We start from the raw sequence: 16206 nt of genomic DNA on the forward strand, positions 1-16206 counted from the left end.
CCAGCCCTGAAGCGGCGCGCCGCTTCAGCCGGCCAGGGTGGCAGGGTCGACGTTGGCGCCGCACACCACGAGCAGCACCCGCTCACCCGGCGCGGCTCGCACCAGGCCGGCCTGCAGCGCGGCCAGCGGCAGCGCGGCGGCGGGCTCCACGGCCAGCCGCAGCTCCTGCCAAAGACACTGCTGGGCGGCGCGGATGGCGGCCTCGGGCACGAGGTGACTGGCCACGCCGTGGCGCTGCACCAGGCCCCAGGCAATGTCGCCCATGCGACGGGCGCCCAACGCATCGGCCGCGAGGCCGCCGACATCCACGTCCACCGGCTCTCCTGCTGCCAGCGCAGCGTGCAGGGTGGGCGAACCGACGGGCTCGAGGGCGTCGATGGGGCAGAGCCCACCCCAGTGCGCGAGCAGTCCGCCCAGCAGGCCGCCGCCGCCGACGCTGACGAGCACGCGCCCGGGCAGGCCGGCCTCGGCCTCGACCTCGGCGGCCAGGGTGCCTGCGCCGGCCACGACCTCGGGCTGATCGTAGGCGTGCAGCAGCAGCGCGCCGGTCTGCGCCTGGCGTGCCAGACTCGCGGCCAGGGCCTCGGCGTAGGCCGCGCCACCCACCACCAGCGCTGCGCCGCGGGCACGCAGCGCGGCGCGCTTGGCTTCGCTGGTGAGCTCGGGCACAAAGACCTCGCAGCGCACACCCAGCGCCTGGGCCGCCGCAGCGGCGGCGATGCCGGCGTTGCCGCCGGAGGCGATGACGACGCCGGCTGCGGGCACCGCGTGGGCCCGCAGCCGGTTGAACATGCCGCGGGCCTTGAAGCTGCCGCCGCGCTGCAGGTGCTCCAGCTTGATCCACAGCTCAGCGCCGCCGGCCAGGCCCAGCGAGGCCGCTGGCAGCTTCATGAGGGGCGTGTGACGCACGTCGCCCGCGATGCGCTGGGCGGCGCTGGCGACCGAGCTGCGGTCGGGCAAGACGTTGAAGGCCACGGTGCGATGCTAGGAGCGTGGGCGGCAGAAATCCAGCCCCGCGCCGGGGCGGCCAAAGCCGCTGGCGGGTGTTGCGCCGCTGGCGCGGGCGTCAAGCCCGCGCTGCGCGACGCGCCTGCGCCAGTGGCTTTGGCCGCCCCGGCGCGGGGCTGGATTTCTGCCGCCCTCGCTCCTAGTCCAGTGAGGGTCTGTTGAGCGACCCCAGGGCACCAGGCCCTGACCCGATCGAGCCAGGGTACGCGACGGTCCTCGGGCTCGGTCTCAAGCGGACAGCCATGGCCCCGCCACACACTCGGTGGGCAGCAGCACGGGCAGGTCCTGGTTGGAAGGGGCGCTGAAACGTCCAGCGCAGGTTCTGCGCCTGCTGTGCCGGCCAGACGCTCGTGCGCCCGGACCGGGCCAGCCCCGTCAGCGGCGCTTCTGGTTCATCCGCCGCCGAACACTGCACTAGAGTCGTCCCCCATGACCACCCCCATCCTCTCCGCCGACGGCCTGGCCTGGGCCCAGCGCCTGGTGCGCATGGACACCCGCAGCGACCAGAGCAATCTGGCCCTCATCGAGTGCCTCGCCGACCACCTGCGCGCCCTGCAGGTGCCGCTGAGGCTGACCTACGACGAGGATCGCCGCAAGGCCAACCTGTTCGCCACCCTGGGGCCGGCCACGGCTGGCGGGCTGGTGCTGTCGGGCCACACCGACACCGTGCCCTGGGACGGCCAGGACTGGCGCGTCGACCCGCTGGGCGCCGAGTGCCGCGACGGCCGCCTCTACGGCCGCGGCAGCGCCGACATGAAGGGCTGGATCGGCCTGGTGGCGGCGCAGGCCCGCGGCTGGCTCGAGGCCGACCTGCCGCACCCCATCCATTTCGCGTTCAGCTACGACGAGGAGACGGGCGGCTTCGGCGCCCGGGGCCTGGTGGCCGACCTGCGCGAGGCCGGCATCGCCCCGGCGATGTGCGTGGTGGGCGAGCCGACCTCGATGGTGCCGGCGCTGGCCCACAAGGGCGTGCACCGCTGGCGCTGCCGCGTGCACGGCCGGGCGGCGCACTCGTCGCTGACGCCGCAGTCGGTGAACGCGGTGGAGGCCGCGGCCCGGCTGGTGGCCAGCATCGCCGACCTGGCCGACGAGCTGCGCGACCACGGCCCGCGCCAGGAGGGCTTCGACGTGCCCTACACCACCGCCGCGGTCTGCCGCCTCGAAGGCGGCGTGGCCGACAATATCGTGCCCGAGCTGGCACGCGTGCACTACGAGTTCCGCGACCTGCCCGGACTGCCCCCCGGCGCCGATGCCGATGCGCTGCAGGCCCGCGTGGAGCAGCGCGCCCGGGCGCTCGAACCCGCCATGCAGGCCGTGGACCCGGCCAGCGGCTTCCGCTTCGAGCGCTTCGCGTCGATGCCGGCCTTCAGCGCGGACTCCGACGAGCCGGCTGTGCGGCTGGCGCAGCGCCTGGCCGCCAGCCGCCGGACCACCCTGGTGGCCTTCGGCACCGAGGCGGGTTTGTTCCAGCGCGCGGGCATGAGCACGGTGGTGTGCGGCCCCGGCAGCATCGGGCAGGCCCACCAGGCCGACGAGTACGTGAGCCTGGAGCAGCTGGCGCGGGCCGAGGCCTTCCTGTGCGGCATTGCGGCCGCGCCGGAGTTCCGCGAGCGCGGCTGAGAGCCCTCAGTGGGAGGCGGCTCTCGCCGCCAGCAGCTGCAGCGCCGTGCGGCGCACCAGCGCGCGCCGCACCACCAGCAGCGGCACGAAGGCCAGGAGCGCACCGCCCATCACCAGCAGGAAGGGCGCCTCACGCAGCGGCTGCAGGTAAACGAAGGCCAGCACCGCCAGCACGCCCAGCGTCACTGCCCACGCGCACAACATCGGCGGCTGCGTGGTCACGCGCTCGGCGGCGTCCTCCACCAGGCGAGCCTTGTCACGCGGCGCCAGCGCCTGCAGCTCGGGGAACTCGTACCAGGGCAGCACGAAGCAAGGGTCGAGTGGCGAACGCATGACGGGATCCTCCAGCGGCGAGTATCGCGCCCCGCCTGGGGCCGCACCGGCGGGCTGAGCCAGGTCAAGCCACACCGACGTGCGGTGCGCCAGCATCCGGGCATGCACACCGTCCCCTGCCGCGCGTCCATCCTCTCGCTGGTCTTGGGCTCGCTGCTTGCGGGCTGTGCAGTCCAGTGGCGCAACACCGACGCCGCGCACGAGCGGGCCAAGGCTGCGGAGCCGCCCGGCCAGGGCTTCCCGCGCGAGTGGGTGGTCGACGACATCGTGGAGCGCCGCCGCGGCACGCTGGCCATGCCCGCCTGGCAGGGTGAACCGGTGGTCGACGCGCACGTCATGGACCTGTATGCGTGCCTCGCGGCATGCGCGGAGGGCAGGCTGCCCGCCTCGCGGCCGCCGGCCCGCTGACTCAAGCCGCCGCCCGCAAGGCCTCGGCAGGCAGGTGCGTCGGCGCACGCCCTTCGCACCAGCGCTGCCACAACACCTGCATCGTGGCCTCGAAGCCGCGCGTGTAGCGCTCGGTGTCGAACAGCGGCAACTGCAGCCGGTTCTCCACCAGGTGTGCACGAAGTCCAGGCAGCACCTCGGGGTCAGTCGCCAGGGTCACCAGCGCGGCCTCGTAGTCTGCCAGCGAAGTCATGGCCAGGCCTTCCAGCCCCACTGCGGCCAGCACGCTGGCGGCCACGCGCGAGGCGAAGCTCTCACCCGGCAGCGTGAGCACCGGCACGCCGGCCCACAGGGCGTCGGCCGCGGTGGTGTGGGCGTTGTAAGGCCAGGTGTCGACGAACACGTCGGCCAGCGCCAGCCGCGAGAAATGCGCGTCGTAGGTCACGACGGGCGCAAAGACGATGCGCTCGGGCGCGACGCCGCGTGCCACGGCCTCGCGGCGGATGTTGTCGTGCAGCTGAAGGTTCGTCTCCTTGAGCCACAGCACGGCGCGCGGCACGCGCTGCATCACGCGGCACCAGGTGTCGAAGGCCTGCGGCCCGATCTTGTAGGTGTGGTTGAACGCGCACATCACGAAGGCGTCGTCGGGCAGGCCGGCGTCGGCGCGGGCCATCGGCTGCGGCAGCGGGCGCCCGCGCCCGTTGGGCTGGAAGGAGCCCGACAGCTGCACGATCTTTTCGCTGAAGTGCGCCTCATGCCCCAGCGGCGCGGTGATGGCGTCGCCGACGAAGTAGTCGATGAAGTTGGCGCCCGTGGTGCTCGGATAGCCCAGGAAGCCCAGTTGCACCGGAGCCGGCCGCGCGGCGAACACGCCCAGCCGGTGACCGCGGGTGTGCCCCATCAGGTCCACCAGCAGGTCGATGCCGTCGTCGCGGATTCGGGCCGCCGCCTCAGCGTCCGCCGATCCCCGGATGTCGACGAAGCGGTCAGCCGCCGCGGCGATGCGTGCGCGCAGCGCCGAGCCGTCGTCGGGACCGCTGCTGTACAGCACGGTCTCGAAGCGGCTTCGATCGAGGCGCTCCAACATCTCCACCAGCAGCTGCGACACCGGATGCTCACGGAAGTCGTAGCTGACGAAGCCCAGCCGCAAGCGCGCACCGGCCGCTTGGCGGGCCCGGCGCGCGGTCTGTGCGGCGGCGTCCAGCGGCGGCAGCGACGGTGCGCTCCAGGCAATCGCCGCCGACTCCTGCTCGGCCGCCACACGCTGCAGGGCCGCCGGCAGCGGCAGCGAGAGCGTGCCGAAGGCCGCGGTGACACGCGCCAGGCCCGGCGGGCTCGTGGCCAGGGCCTGCGCGATGCGGGCGATGTCGGCCCCGAGCTCGCTCCAGTCGGCGATGTGGCGCTTTTCGAAGGACAGGTGGCTCAGCGCCTCGAGGTTGTCGGGTTCGAGCGCCAGCACCGTCTTCATGCACTCGACGGCTTCGCGCTTGAGGCCCAGGTCGCGGCAGGCGTCGGCCAGCACGGCATGGCCGCGCACCATCGCGGGCTTGCGCGCCAGGGCGCGCATGAGCACCTCGAAGGCCTCGTGCGGGCGCTGCAGCGCCATCAGCATCGTGGCCTGGCGCAGCAAGGCCTCGGGCTCCAAGGTGCCGCCGGACTCGAGCTGCGCCAGCACCTCCACGCTCTCGGCGTAGCGGTGCTGCTGGCCGAGCACCTCGCCCAGCATCTGCAGACCCAGCGCGTGGCCAGGCTGCAGCGCCAGCACGCGGCGCGCGGCCTGCTCGGCGCGCTTGGGCGCCTGGGCGTGGCGCTGGGCGTTGGCCAGGTTCAGCCAGTAGACGACATCGTCGGGTGCGGCCTGCGTGGCGCGCTCGAAGGCGCTGGCCGCGGCGTCCCAGTTGCGGCGGGCCAGGTGCTCGCAGCCGGCCTGCCAGTGGCGGGTGCCCGGGCGCGGCCGGGCGCGGCTGCGGGCCTGGGGGCGTGCGGGCAAGGCCAGGGGGCTGTTCATCGTCGATCCCCTCAGGCCAGGGCGGGTTCGCCGGCCACCGGCGCCGGGGCCACCACCATCACCGGCTTGAACGCGTTGACATTCAGGCTGATCGGCGTGCCGTCCACCACCATGTCGGAGGTGTCGGCGAACAGCCCGTGGCGTGCCACGCGCTGCACTGTCTCGAATCCGGCAGCCTGCAAGTAGCCAGCCAGGAACTCGGCGTTCAGGCCCACCAGGTGTACGTCATGTGCGTCGACGTGACCACCAAACATCATGCGCATGATCTGGAAGCGTTGATTGACGTCGAAGCGGTGGCGCTGCAGCAGCAGGTGCGCCAGCACGTCGAGATCGGGCACCGACAGGCGCAGCACGCCGCCGGGCACGAGAACTCGCTGCCACTCCTTGAGGGCCTTGATCAGCGGGCCGTTGTAGTCGAAGTGCTCCAGCACGTGCGACGCATAGATCTCGGCAAAGCTCGCGTCGGCGAAACGGCCCAGATCGACGGCGTCGCCGACGTGGTCGACCGCCGGGCCTGGCAGGACGTTGAGGTTCTCCCACCCAGGACTGCGGACCTTGCCGCCGATGTGCAGTTTGCGAGGCATGTGGACTCCAGCAAGGGCCGGGCCCCGATGGCACCGGCAGGGGCACCTTGGCCGAGTGCAGCCGCGAGTGCCGGCGGATGTTCCCGCCTCGCAACGAGGGCCGATGCGCCGAATTGCGCCTGCACCTGGGCGCTGTTCCGCAGGGTGCCGGCACAAAAAGTGTCGCAGGCCCTAAAGCTTTGGCGCCTTGCCGACGAAAACGGCTTCAACGCGGCCGCCGGTTCGGAGCCGCGGGGTCCGGACCCCAAGGGGCCACGGGTGCCGAAGCGGCAGCGCCGCCGGCACCCATGGCAACGGAAGGCCCGGGCGAGTTCCCCGGCTCGGCGGTGGCAGGAAGCGGCCTCCACGGACCGGGGGCGTTGCAAGCGGCCGCCGCGGGCCTCATGAGGCAGGTCCGGCGGCTGTCGCCAGGCAAACGCCTAGGGTCAACCTTCGCACTTCGGAGATTTCACATGTCTCAGACCATCAACACCAACCTGGTCTCTATCAACGCCCAGCGCAACCTGGCCTCCAGCCAGAGCTCTCTGGCCACCTCGATGCAGCGCCTCAGCTCGGGCCTGCGCGTCAACAGCGCCAAGGACGACGCCGCCGGCCTGGCGATCGCCGAGCGCATGAATGTCCAGGTGCGCGGCATGAACGTCGCCATCCGCAACGCCAACGACGCGATCTCGCTGTCACAGACGGCAGAGGGCGCACTGGGCCGGGTCGGCGACCTTTTCCAGCGCATGCGCGAACTGGCAGTGCAGTCGGCCAACGGCACCAACGACGACTCCGACCGCGTGAGCCTGAACGAGGAGTTCGTGCAACTGGCGCAAGAAGCCACACGGACCCTGGGAGGCACCCAGTTCAATGGCCGCGCGATTCTGGCCTCGACCGGTACGAACACCTTCCAGATCGGCGCCAACAACGACACCGCGATCGACCGCCTGACGATCGACAACTTCAACTGGGCGGGCAGCACCGACATCACCAACGTGATCGGCACCGCGGTGATCAGCGGCACCGACGTTCCGACGGTGCAGATCACCGACACCGGCACGGCGCAGGCGGCCATCGCCGCCCTGGACACCGCGATCGACGCGGTGAACAGCGAGCGCGCCACCTTCGGCGCGATGCAGAACCGCTTCGAGAACGTGGTGTCCAACCTGCGGGTCTCGGTGGAGAGCCAGAGCGCGGCGCGCGGCCGCATCATGGATGCCGACTACGCCAGCGAGACCGCCAACCTGTCGCGGGCCAGCATCCTGCAGCAGGCGGGCAATGCCATGGTGGCACAGGCCAACCAGCTGCCACAGCAGGTGCTGGCGCTGCTGCGCTGAGCATCCGACGCGCGCAGGCGCGTTGACGCAGGAGCCCGCCACCCGGCGGGCTTTTTCGCGTCTGCGCGGCCATGAACTGGGCGCGTTTGCGGTGGCTTTTCCAGCCATTGCCGGCACCGGCCCGGCCTTAGTCTCTGCCACAGCGTTTCGGTACCGCGGCAGGACGAATCGCCCCGAACCGACTGCCGTGCCACCAGGAGAGCCGCCGTGCCCCAGACGATCAACACCAATCTTGTGTCGCTCAACGCCCAGCGCAATCTGGCCACGAGCCAATCGCAACTGTCCACCTCGATGCAGCGCCTGAGTTCGGGGCTGCGCGTCAACAGCGCCAAGGACGACGCCGCGGGCCTGGCCATCGCCGAGCGCATGAACACCCAGGTTCGCGGCATGAACGTGGCGATGCGCAACGCCAACGACGGCATCTCGATGGCCCAGGTGGGCGAAGGTGCACTGGGCAAGGTCAGCGATCTGTTCCAGCGCATGCGCGAGCTGGCGGTGCAGTCGGCCAACGGTACCAACGACGACGCCGACCGGGTGAGCCTGAACGAGGAGTTCGTGCAGCTGGCGCAGGAAGCCACCCGGACCCTGGGCGGCACGCAGTTCAACGGCCGCGCGATCCTGGCCTCCACCGGCACCAACACCTTCCAGATCGGCGCCAACAACGACACCGCGATCGACCGCCTGACGATGGACAACTTCGACTGGGCCGGCTCGACCAGCATCACCAACGTTCTCGGCACCGCCGTGATCACCGGCACCGAGGTGCCGACGCTGCAGATCAGCGATCTCGTCGGCTCGCAGAACGTGATCACGGCCATCGACGACGCCATCGATGCCGTCAACAGCCAGCGGGCCGAGTACGGCGCCGTGCAGAACCGCTTCGAGAACGTGGTCGCCAACCTGATGGTGAGCTCCGAGAACCAGAGCGCCGCACGCAGCCGCATCATGGACGCCGACTACGCCGCCGAGACGGCCAACCTGTCGCGCGCGCAGATCCTCCAGCAGGCCGGCAACGCGATGGTGGCTCAGGCCAACCAGCTGCCGCAGCAGGTGCTCAGCCTGCTGCAACGCTAGGAGCGTGGGCGAAGACCGTCGTCAGGCGGCGACCTCAAGTCCCGCCCCGCGCCGGCCGATATCGGGCTCTGAGAGGGGGTAAAGGCCGCCTGTCGGAGCCCTTGGCGCTCCGGCCGTCACACCCGCCCTTGAACCGGAGATCATCATGCCCGCGATCACCTCGTTGGGAATCGGCAGCGGAGTCGACGTCAACACCATGGTCAACCAGCTGGTGGCCCTGGAGAGCCGCCCGCTGACGCAGTTGCAGACCCAGGCCCGCTCGCTGCAGACGCAGGTTTCGAGCTACGGCCAGCTTTCGAGCCTATTCGGCAGCCTGCAGACGGCAGCCGGAAAGCTCACGGGCACCAGCCTGTGGAACCAGTCCAAGGCCAGCAGCGCGGACGAATCCGTGGTCCAGATCGTGGGCGGCAGCAGCGCCGCCGCGGGCAGCTACGCCGTGAGTGTGGATCAACTGGCGAGCAACCAGACGGTGGCGGCTGCGACGTCGTTGCCATCCTCGGGCGCGCTCGTCGGCAGCGGCACCCTGACGCTGCAGATCGGGCGCTGGCAGCAGCCGCCGCTGAACTTCGTGCCCCGCGTGGGTCGTGATCCGGTCGAGATCGTCGTCGCAGCCGGCGACACGCTGGCCACGCTGCGCGACAAGATCAACGCCGCCGGTGCCGGCGTCACCGCCAGCATCGTCACCGACACGAGTGGCGCAAGGCTGTCGCTGCGCTCCAGCGAGAGCGGCGCCGACAACGGCTTCCGCCTGGCAGTGGCCGACGCCGACGGGGGCGCCATCGGCGACGGAGTGGGGCTGTCGAGATTCGCCTTCGATCCCGTGGCCGGCAGCACGGGCATGCAGCAACAGCAGCCCGCCGTCAACGCCCTGGCCACCGTGAACGGCATCGCGGTCGAGTCGGCCTCCAACGAACTGGCCGGTGTGATCGACGGCCTGACACTGCGGCTGCGCAAGGAAGGTGCGGCAAGCAGCGTCACCGTCACCAGCGACCGCGAGGCCGTGAAGACGGCGATCCAGGACTTCGCCAGCGCCTACAACAACCTCGTCAAGGCCATCGCCGAGCAGACCCGGTACGACCCGGGCAGCAAGACCGGCGGCCCGCTGCAGGGGGACAGCGCGGCCACCGGGCTGCAGCGCCAGCTGCGCAGCCTGCTGGGCGCGGGCTCCGAGGCCTCGAGCACTTTCCGGCGCCTCTCCGACGTGGGCCTGTCGGTTCAGCGCGACGGCACGCTGTCGGTCGACTCAGCCCGGCTCGACGGAGCGACAGCCCAGCTTGCCGAGCTTCGCAAGGCCTTCGCCGCCAACGACGCCGATCCGCAGAAGGATGGCTTCGCCCGCCGTTACGCCGACCTGGCGCAGCAGGTGCTGGGCGTCAGTGGCAGCCTGTCCACGCGCACCGAGGGGCTGCGCCAGCGCATCGCGCGCAACGGCGAGGACCAGGTCGCGGTGGAGGAGCGCGTCGAGCGATTCCGAGCTCGCCTGGTGGCACAGTACACCGCGATGGACGGCAACCTCGCGCGCCTGAACGCGTTGTCGGGTTACGTCTCGCAGCAGTTGATCACCTTGCAGAACAACGGCTCCAACAACCGCTGATCTGGCCCGCATTCAAGAGGGGATCGCACCGGGTCGGCGCAAGCTCAAGGGGGTCGTCCGGGAGGCCGATAAGAACAGCATCACGCTGAACTGACTGCGCCACCGATGTTCCACAGCCCCTTCGCCTCCCGTCCGGCCACCACCCCCCAGCCCGGCGGCCTGTACCGTCAGGTCGGCGCGGAAACCCGGGTCTCCGGCGCCACGCCGCATCAGCTCGTGGCGCTGCTGTTCGAGGCCTACATGGAGGCGCTGGCCCAGGCGCGCGGCGCCATGCGTGAGGATCGGCGTGTCGAGAAAGGCGTCGCCCTGGGGCGTGCAGTGCGCATCCTCGAGGAAGGCCTGCGCGCCGGTCTGGACCTGCGCAGCGGCGGTCCGCTGGCACGCGACCTCGACGAGCTCTACCACTACCTCACGCGCCGCCTGACGCTGGCCAACCTTCACGACGACGAGGCCGCACTCGACGAGTGCCGCCGGCTGGTGCTGCCGCTGCAGGAAGCCTGGGCCTCCATCGGCCCGTCGGTCGACACAGCGCCTGCAGGTCGCTGAGGCGCGCAAGCCCATGTCGCTGCGCCCGACCATCACCCCCCGCCCCGGTAACGTCATGGACCCCCAGCTGCTGAGCTACTACGAAGCCATCGAGCGCGCCAGCGCGGACATGCTGGCCGCCGCGCGCGCCGGCCGCTGGGACGAAGTCGTCAAGCTCGAGGGCGCCTGCGTGCTGCTGATCAGCCAGCTCAAGCACGCTGTGCTGGCGCCTGACGAAGCGGGCACCGGCGCGGCGGCGGCGCCGGCCGCGCGGTCGCACTCGAACGAGGCAGCCCGCCTCAAGTCACGCATCATGCAGCGCATCCTGGTCAACGACGCCGAGATCCGCCACCTGGCCGAGCCCTGGCTGCAGGACCTCGAGGACACGCTGGCGGGCAAGCGGCAGACGCTGCATTGACGCGGCCGCGATCCTTCGACGACGGCCATGTTCGAGGACACCCGGCCTGCCATGCTCGACGCCGATGGCGACGAGGACCGCTGGGGTCCGTTCCGCGTCAGCCAACCCCAGGAGCGCCTGAGGCTGCTGCGCCTGCTGCGCGATGGCCAGCAGCCGCTGGTCCTGAGCGGGCCGGACGGCAGCTCGCTCACCGCGACGCTGTGGTCGGTGGACGATACGCGGCGACTGCTGGCCTTCAGCGCGCAGGACGGACTGCCCGCGCTCGACCGCATCGTCGAAGCCGACGAAGGCGTGGCGGTGGCCTACATGGACAGCATCAAGCTCCAGTGGGAGCTCGGCGGGTTGTTGCTTGTGCATGGGCCGCGGCAGGCAAGCCTGCAGTCGCAACTGCCGGGATCGATCTACCGCTTCCAGCGGCGCACCGCCTATCGCGTGCGCACATCGGCTCGCCATGCACCCGTGGTGCGGCTGCGCCATCCGGCAATGCCCGAGATGGCGCTGACGCTGCGCGTGCTTGATCTGAGCCTGGGCGGCTGTGCGCTGTGGTGTCCCGCCGACGTGCCAGGGCTGGAGCCCGGCACACGCTTGGGCGAAGTCACCGTTGAACTCGACGCCACCACACGCTTCACGACCGCCGCGACGCTGGCCCACGTCAGCGGCCTGGGTCAGCACGACGGGGCCGTCCGCGTGGGCTGCGAGTGGCACAAGCTGCCGCCGGTCGCCGAACGCGCGCTGCAGCGCTGGATCGATGCGGCCCAGCGCCACCGCCGCCTGATGGCCCGGGGATGATGCGGTGCCCGCACGCGGCTTTACGCTCGTCGTCGGGGCCCTGGCTCGCGTGCAGCGGACACAGGAGCAGAACCGCAGCGCCCATGGCCTGTACACCAGCGACCTGCGAGCGCTGGCCGGAGCCGCCACCAGCCCGCAGGGTCGCTCCGCGATCAGCATCGAGCTCACGGGAGGCGAGACCTACCGCGCCACGATGCCGGTCAGCGGCTTCGAGCTCGAGGCCCGAATCGCGCCCGCGCAGATGCCTATCTTCACCGGCTCTCAGCCGGGCTCGCCGCCTTCCACCGAGTAGCCTTCGCCCCGCCAGCGGAGCAAGCCTCCGGCGAGGTTGGCCACGTCGGCCACCCCGGCGCGCGCGAGCAGCAGCGCCGCCTGCCCCGAGCGCGTGCCCGATCGGCACACCGTCACCACCGGACGGCCCGGTGGCAGCGTGGCCACGGCCGCGGCCAGCGTTCCCAAAGGCCGGTGCAGCGCGAACGGAAGGTGGCCGAGCTCGCCGTCCCACTCCGCCGCCTCACGCACATCGAGCATGGTCACGTCATGCAGCCGCTCCTCCAGCGCCGCGGGCTCGATTTCCCACAGGCCCGCAAAGGTCCAGACCAGCGGCGCCCAGGTCGGCTCGGGTGGCGGCAGAACGTCGCTGCCGGCCGGCCGGCCGCAGCGCAGGTTGGCCGGCACAGCGCGGTCGATCTGCTTGGGGTGGGGCAGGCCCAGGTGGGCCATGGTGCCGACGAAGTCGCCCTCGTCGGCGCCTTGCCCGGCCGGACCGCCGAAGCGCGGGTTCCAGCGCCGCTCCTCGGCCACGCTGCTGACGGTGCAGCCCTTGTAGTCGTGCGCCGGGTACAGCAGGCAGTCCTCGGGCAGGCTCAGCAGTTGCTCGTGCACCGAGCGAAACAGGCGACGCGCGCTGCCCTGCTGGAAGTCGGTGCGGCCGCATCCACGAATCAGCAGCGCGTCGCCCGTGAAGGCCCTGCGCTCGTCGTCCAGCACGAAGCTCAGGCAGCCGTTGGTGTGGCCCGGCGTGGCCCGCACCTGCAGGCTGTGGTGGCCGAAGACGACGCGGTCGCCGTGGGCCAGCGGCAGATCCACGCCTTCGGCACCGGCCGCGCCGGCCAGGCCGATGCGGCTGCCGCAGCGCTGGCGGTGCAGCCAGGCGGCCGTGACGTGGTCGGCGTGCACATGGGTGTCGAGCGTGGTCACGAGCCTGAGGTCCAGCTCGCGCAGCAGCGCGGCGTCGCGCCGGGCCTGCTCGAACACCGGGTCGATCAGCACGGCCTCGCCCGTGGCCGGGCAGGCCAGCAGGTAGCTGTACGTGGACGAGGTGGCGTCGGCCAGCTGCCGGAAGATCAGTTCAGCGGCGGGCATCGAAGAGGTCCACGGCCAGCAGGCCGGCCAACAGGGCCAGCACGAAAATCCACACACCTTCGAGCCCGGCGGCCCGCGCCACCACGGCCGGGCCCGGGCACAGGCCGCCCAGTCCCCAGCCGATGCCAAACAGCCCGCCCCCCAGCAGCAGCCGCCGGTCAATGCCGCGGGCAGCGGGCCACTGCACCGGCTCGCCGGTGAGTGTGCGCCGCTGGCGCCGGGCCCAGCCGAACGGCACCAGCGCCACGGCAATGGCGCTGCCCATCACGAGGGCCAGGCTCGGGTCCCAGGCGCCGGCCAGGTCCAGGAAGGCCAGCACCTTGGCCGGGTCGGTCATGCCGGACGCCATCAGGCCGATGCCGAACACGAGGCCCGCCAGCAGCGGCGCCACGGCCTTGAGCATGCGGTCCATCGCTCAGCCTCCCAGCAGGTGGCGCGCCACGTACACCGTGGCAAAGCCCGCGCCCATGAACACGAGCACGTTGGCCAGCGAGCGCAGCGACAACCGCGCCAGCCCGCACACGCCGTGACCGCTGGTGCAGCCGTTGGCCAGCCGCGTGCCCACGCCGACCAGGAGCCCGGCGGCCACGAGCACGCCCGTGCCGGCCGAGAGCGTGGCCTCGGGCAGCGGCGCGAACAGCCGCCACACCAGCGGCGCCGCCAGCAGCCCCACCGCGAACAGCAGCTGCGGTCGCAACGGTGCCAGCGGCCGGCGCAGCGCCAGTGCCTGCAGCGGCCCCGCCAGGATGCCAGTGATGCCGGCCATGCGCCCGCTGATCAACAGGTACAGCGCCGAGGCGGCGCCGATGAGCACGCCGCCGGCCAGGGCAGCGAACGGCGTGAAGGAAGGCCAGTCGATGGTCATGCCGCGATCGTAGTGCGCCGCGCCAGCGAGTGAAGCCAGCCCGGTGCCCGCCGGCCAGGCCACCGGCACGGATCCGGCTCCGCCGGGCGGCAGCGAGGCGCCCCCTCGGGGGGGCAGCGAACGTCAGTGAGCGTGGGGGCCCGCGTTCACACCTGCATGTTCATGATCTCGCTGTAAGCCTGCACCAGTCGGTTGCGCACTTGCAGCGTGGCCTGGAATCCGACCTGCGCCTTCTGCATGGCGACCATGGTCTCCTCGATGCTGACCTCGGGATTGCCCAGCGTCACCTCGCGCTGCAGCCGGCTGGCTTCGACTTGCGCGCGGCTGACGTTGTGCAGCGCGCTGGTCATCGCCGCCTTGAAGCCGCCCTGCACGCCCTCGGCGCCGCCCGGCCCGCCCGTGGCGGGCATGCCGTCGGGGCGCAGCCCGGCGCGGGCCACGGCAGCCTGGAAGTCGAAAGGTCTCAGACGCAGGTCGGTCATGATGGGCCGCACTTTAGGCGGACCCAGCCGCTCGGGCGGCTCGAAGAGCACCGCCTTCAACCCCTTGTTCCAGCTTCAGTTCCGGCTCCGCTGCGACACCATGCGAAGCCATGGACAACGCCGTCGTCACGGCCGCCCCGAACGCGGCCGTCCTCGCCTCCCCTTCGCCCGGCAGCCGCGGCACGCCCACGCTGGCCCAGCGCTGGGGCCAGGTGCCGCGCAGCGCCCAACTCGGAGCCTTCATCGGCGTGCTGCTGCTCGTGGGGCTGCTGGTGGCGATGTCGCTCTCGGCCAAAGATTCCCACTACCGCCCCCTGTTCCCGCAGCTGTCCGACAAGGACGGCGGCGCCGTCATCGACCGCCTGACGCAGCTGAACGTGCCGTACAAGTTCGTCGAGGGCGGCAGCACGATCATGGTCCCGGGCTCGCGTGTGCACGAGCTGCGCATGAAGCTGGCGCAGGAGGGCCTGCCCTCGGGCAGTGCCGGCGGCGTGGTGGGTTACGAGCTGCTCGACAAGAACAGCTTCGGCCAGACCCAGGTGCAGGAGCGCATGAAGATCCAGCGCGCGATAGAGGGCGAGCTGACGACGACGATCCAGTCGCTGGAGTCGGTGAAGTCAGCGCGCGTGCACCTGGCGCTGCCGGCCCAGAACGGTTTCTTCCGCGAGCAGCAGCGGCCCAGCGCCAGCGTGGTGCTGAACCTGCACGCCGGGCGCACCCTCGACCGCGCCCAGGTGGCCGGCATCGTCAAGCTCGTGTCGGGCAGCGTGCCCGAGCTCTCGCCCAAGGCGGTGAGCGTGGTCGACAACACCGGCACGCTGCTGTCGGAAGCCGGCGGCGGCGAGCTGCAGCCCGGGCTCGATTCGCAGCAGCTGCAGTACCGCCGCGAGCTCGAGTCCACCCACCACCAGCGCATCCTGGCACTTCTGGAGCCGGTGGTGGGCCGTGACAACGTGCGCGCCACAGTGACAGCCGACGTCGACTTCGCGCAGGTGATGCAGACCTCCGAGGCCTACGCCCCGAACCAGGGTGCCGACGCCCGCGTGGCCGTGCGCGAGCAGCGCAGCGAGGAGAGCAGCCAGCCGCAGGGCGCGGCCGGCGGCGTGCCCGGGGCCACCAGCAACCAGCCGCCAGTGCCGGCGCAGGCGCCCGTCAACGGGGCGGCGCAACCCCTGGGCGCCCAGCAACTCCCCGGCGGCGCTGGCGCGGCCACGCGGCGTGAGGCGGCCACCCGATTCGAGGTCGACAAGACCACCACTGTCACCCGTCAGGCCATGGGCCAGGTGCGCCGGCTCAACGCCGCCGTGGTGGTGAACCACCGCACCAGCACCGATGCACGCGGCCGCACGAGCACGCAGCCACTGACCGCCAAGGAGCTCGAGGAGCTGACGGCACTGGTGCAGCAGGGGATCGGCTTCAACGCCGATCGCGGAGACGTCGTCAAGGTGGTCAACGCGCCCTTCCGCGCCGAGCCTGTGACGCCGACTGAGCCCACAGCGCTGTGGCAGCAGCCCTGGCTGCTGGACCTGCTGAAGACTGCCGCCGCGCCCTTCGCCTTGGCACTGGTCGCCTTGGTGGTGGTGTTCAAGCTGATCAAGCCGGCGCTGGCCACGCTGCTGGCACCGCCTCCGCCGCAGACGGCGAAGCAGCCGGGCCGACAACTCGACGAGGTCGTCGGCGCCGAGACGAGCAAGCCCGCTCTGCCGGCGCTTGAGGCACCGCAGTACGTCGGCAAGATCGAAGCCGCCCGCGCGCTGGCGCGCCAGAACCCCGCAGCGGTGGCCAACATCGTTCGCGACTGGGTCAGCGGCGACAAGGTCTGATGCAGACCACCCGAA

General features: G+C 71.6%; 18 protein-coding genes. 10 read left to right on the forward strand and 8 right to left on the reverse strand.

Annotated elements, in window-relative coordinates:
* Positions 1-24: 24 nt before the first annotated feature.
* A complete protein-coding gene (locus tag KA711_13725) occupies positions 25-960 on the reverse strand; it encodes a serine/threonine dehydratase (protein MCM0610028.1) in 936 nt (311 codons plus the stop codon).
* A 477-nt stretch (positions 961-1437) separates the two neighbouring features.
* Here KA711_13725 and argE point away from each other — a divergent pair, with 477 nt between their 5' ends.
* Positions 1438-2628 (forward strand): acetylornithine deacetylase, encoded by a 1191-nt coding sequence (gene argE / locus KA711_13730; GenBank protein MCM0610029.1) that lies wholly within the window; start codon positions 1438-1440, stop codon positions 2626-2628.
* 6 nt (positions 2629-2634) lie between these two features.
* On the opposite strand, the gene KA711_13735 is transcribed toward argE, so the two are convergent.
* Positions 2635-2961 carry a hypothetical protein gene (locus KA711_13735; protein ID MCM0610030.1) on the reverse strand — a complete coding sequence of 109 codons (327 nt, stop codon included), beginning with the start codon at positions 2959-2961 and terminating at the stop codon, positions 2635-2637.
* A 102-nt stretch (positions 2962-3063) separates the two neighbouring features.
* On the opposite strand from KA711_13735, the gene KA711_13740 reads away from it, so the two are divergent.
* Positions 3064-3369 carry a hypothetical protein gene (locus KA711_13740; GenBank protein MCM0610031.1) on the forward strand — a complete coding sequence of 102 codons (306 nt, stop codon included), beginning with the start codon at positions 3064-3066 and terminating at the stop codon, positions 3367-3369.
* 1 nt (position 3370) lies between these two features.
* Here the strand turns inward: KA711_13740 and KA711_13745 are convergent, their stop codons facing one another.
* Together KA711_13745 and KA711_13750 are read right to left on the reverse strand one after the other, a co-directional pair.
* Positions 3371-5356 (reverse strand): hypothetical protein, encoded by a 1986-nt coding sequence (locus tag KA711_13745; GenBank protein ID MCM0610032.1) that lies wholly within the window; start codon positions 5354-5356, stop codon positions 3371-3373.
* 11 nt (positions 5357-5367) lie between these two features.
* Positions 5368-5940, reverse strand: coding sequence for a methyltransferase domain-containing protein (locus KA711_13750; GenBank protein MCM0610033.1), 573 nt, complete (start codon positions 5938-5940; stop codon positions 5368-5370).
* Between the two features lie 452 nt (positions 5941-6392).
* Between KA711_13750 and KA711_13755 the strand changes: the two genes are divergently transcribed.
* The 7 genes from KA711_13755 to KA711_13785 all read left to right on the forward strand — a co-directional run bounded on the left by KA711_13755 (position 6393) and on the right by KA711_13785 (position 11948).
* Positions 6393-7256, forward strand: a complete 864-nt coding sequence (locus KA711_13755; GenBank protein MCM0610034.1) for a flagellin FliC — start codon at positions 6393-6395, stop codon at positions 7254-7256.
* Between the two features lie 207 nt (positions 7257-7463).
* Entirely contained in the window at positions 7464-8330 is an 867-nt protein-coding gene (locus KA711_13760) for a flagellin FliC (GenBank protein MCM0610035.1), read from the forward strand.
* Between the two features lie 145 nt (positions 8331-8475).
* Positions 8476-9924: a flagellar filament capping protein FliD gene (fliD, locus tag KA711_13765; protein MCM0610036.1), complete on the forward strand. Its 1449-nt coding sequence runs from the start codon at positions 8476-8478 to the stop codon at positions 9922-9924.
* 105 nt (positions 9925-10029) lie between these two features.
* Complete coding sequence (gene fliS / locus KA711_13770) at positions 10030-10470, forward strand: flagellar export chaperone FliS (GenBank protein ID MCM0610037.1); 441 nt, start codon at positions 10030-10032, stop codon at positions 10468-10470.
* Positions 10471-10525: 55 nt separating this feature from the next.
* On the forward strand, positions 10526-10867 hold the full coding sequence (locus tag KA711_13775) for a flagellar protein FliT (GenBank protein MCM0610038.1): 342 nt from the start codon (positions 10526-10528) through the stop codon (positions 10865-10867).
* 27 nt (positions 10868-10894) lie between these two features.
* Positions 10895-11656 carry a flagellar brake protein gene (locus KA711_13780; protein MCM0610039.1) on the forward strand — a complete coding sequence of 254 codons (762 nt, stop codon included), beginning with the start codon at positions 10895-10897 and terminating at the stop codon, positions 11654-11656.
* Positions 11657-11660: 4 nt separating this feature from the next.
* The gene (locus KA711_13785) at positions 11661-11948 is read left to right on the forward strand and encodes a hypothetical protein (protein ID MCM0610040.1); all 288 of its coding nucleotides are present in this window, start codon (positions 11661-11663) and stop codon (positions 11946-11948) included.
* Here KA711_13785 and KA711_13790 read toward each other — a convergent pair.
* The 4 genes from KA711_13790 to fliE form a co-directional block, all read right to left on the reverse strand.
* A complete protein-coding gene (locus KA711_13790; GenBank protein ID MCM0610041.1) occupies positions 11918-13006 on the reverse strand; it encodes an MBL fold metallo-hydrolase in 1089 nt (362 codons plus the stop codon). The two genes, KA711_13785 and KA711_13790, sit on opposite strands and share 31 nt — an antisense overlap.
* A gap of 1 nt (position 13007) precedes the next feature.
* A complete protein-coding gene (locus tag KA711_13795; GenBank protein MCM0610042.1) occupies positions 13008-13424 on the reverse strand; it encodes a YeeE/YedE family protein in 417 nt (138 codons plus the stop codon).
* Between the two features lie 12 nt (positions 13425-13436).
* Positions 13437-13886, reverse strand: coding sequence for a YeeE/YedE family protein (locus KA711_13800; GenBank protein ID MCM0610043.1), 450 nt, complete (start codon positions 13884-13886; stop codon positions 13437-13439).
* Positions 13887-14032: 146 nt separating this feature from the next.
* On the reverse strand, positions 14033-14296 hold the full coding sequence (fliE, locus tag KA711_13805) for a flagellar hook-basal body complex protein FliE (protein MCM0610044.1): 264 nt from the start codon (positions 14294-14296) through the stop codon (positions 14033-14035).
* A gap of 182 nt (positions 14297-14478) precedes the next feature.
* Between fliE and fliF the strand changes: the two genes are divergently transcribed.
* Entirely contained in the window at positions 14479-16191 is a 1713-nt protein-coding gene (gene fliF, locus KA711_13810; GenBank protein ID MCM0610045.1) for a flagellar M-ring protein FliF, read from the forward strand.
* Positions 16192-16206 lie beyond the last annotated feature (15 nt).

The sequence above is a fragment of the Ideonella sp. WA131b genome (assembly GCA_023657425.1).
Classification (GTDB): domain Bacteria; phylum Pseudomonadota; class Gammaproteobacteria; order Burkholderiales; family Burkholderiaceae_C; genus Rubrivivax.

What these genes read in the sequence shown, in the direction of transcription:
- KA711_13735 (MCM0610030.1), bottom strand. Translation starts at nt 2,961, where the DNA reads ATGCGTTCGCCACTCGACCCTTGCTTCGTGCTGCCCTGGTACGAGTTC.
- KA711_13750 (MCM0610033.1), bottom strand. Translation starts at nt 5,940, where the DNA reads ATGCCTCGCAAACTGCACATCGGCGGCAAGGTCCGCAGTCCTGGGTGG.
- KA711_13780 (MCM0610039.1), top strand. Translation starts at nt 10,895, where the DNA reads ATGTTCGAGGACACCCGGCCTGCCATGCTCGACGCCGATGGCGACGAG.
- KA711_13755 (MCM0610034.1), top strand. Translation starts at nt 6,393, where the DNA reads ATGTCTCAGACCATCAACACCAACCTGGTCTCTATCAACGCCCAGCGC.
- KA711_13745 (MCM0610032.1), bottom strand. Translation starts at nt 5,356, where the DNA reads ATGAACAGCCCCCTGGCCTTGCCCGCACGCCCCCAGGCCCGCAGCCGC.
- fliE (MCM0610044.1), bottom strand. Translation starts at nt 14,296, where the DNA reads ATGCCCGCCACGGGCGGGCCGGGCGGCGCCGAGGGCGTGCAGGGCGGC.
- KA711_13775 (MCM0610038.1), top strand. Translation starts at nt 10,526, where the DNA reads ATGGACCCCCAGCTGCTGAGCTACTACGAAGCCATCGAGCGCGCCAGC.
- argE (MCM0610029.1), top strand. Translation starts at nt 1,438, where the DNA reads ATGACCACCCCCATCCTCTCCGCCGACGGCCTGGCCTGGGCCCAGCGC.
- fliD (MCM0610036.1), top strand. Translation starts at nt 8,476, where the DNA reads ATGCCCGCGATCACCTCGTTGGGAATCGGCAGCGGAGTCGACGTCAAC.
- KA711_13795 (MCM0610042.1), bottom strand. Translation starts at nt 13,424, where the DNA reads ATGCTCAAGGCCGTGGCGCCGCTGCTGGCGGGCCTCGTGTTCGGCATC.
- KA711_13800 (MCM0610043.1), bottom strand. Translation starts at nt 13,886, where the DNA reads ATGACCATCGACTGGCCTTCCTTCACGCCGTTCGCTGCCCTGGCCGGC.
- fliS (MCM0610037.1), top strand. Translation starts at nt 10,030, where the DNA reads ATGTTCCACAGCCCCTTCGCCTCCCGTCCGGCCACCACCCCCCAGCCC.
- KA711_13740 (MCM0610031.1), top strand. Translation starts at nt 3,064, where the DNA reads ATGCACACCGTCCCCTGCCGCGCGTCCATCCTCTCGCTGGTCTTGGGC.
- fliF (MCM0610045.1), top strand. Translation starts at nt 14,479, where the DNA reads ATGGACAACGCCGTCGTCACGGCCGCCCCGAACGCGGCCGTCCTCGCC.